Raw genomic sequence first — 370 nt, 5'->3', positions numbered from 1 at the left:
GGATAAGTGCTGAAAGCATCTAAGCATGAAGCCCCCCTCAAGATGAGATTTCCCAACTTCGGTTATAAGATCCCTCGAAGATGACGAGGTTAATAGGTTCGAGGTGGAAGCGTGGTGACACGTGGAGCTGACGAATACTAATCGATCGAAGACTTAATCAATTTTTAAAAAACGTTTTGCGACGCAAAATCTTACTTACTATCTAGTTTTGAATGTATAATCATTCATTTGTCTGGTGACAATGGCAAGGAGGTCACACCTGTTCCCATGCCGAACACAGAAGTTAAGCTCCTTAGCGCCGATGGTAGTCGGACTGACGTTCCGCTAGAGTAGGACGTTGCCAGGCAAATATCGTATGGATGCGATGAGC

General features: G+C 44.9%; 2 rRNA genes. Both read left to right on the top strand.

Annotation, left to right across the window (positions count from 1 at the left end):
* Positions 1–161 (top strand): 23S ribosomal RNA (locus H1S01_RS20950); the annotation flags it as partial.
* Positions 162–231: 70 nt separating this feature from the next.
* Positions 232–346: ribosomal RNA gene (gene rrf, locus H1S01_RS20945) — 5S ribosomal RNA — on the top strand.
* Positions 347–370 lie beyond the last annotated feature (24 nt).

Origin of the sequence: Heliobacterium chlorum, assembly GCF_014502795.1 — a bacterium.
GTDB lineage: Bacteria > Bacillota > Desulfitobacteriia > Heliobacteriales > Heliobacteriaceae > Heliobacterium > Heliobacterium chlorum.
The sequence above is the reverse complement of the archived record's forward strand: the minus strand, read 5'-3'. Positions and strand labels throughout refer to the sequence as shown.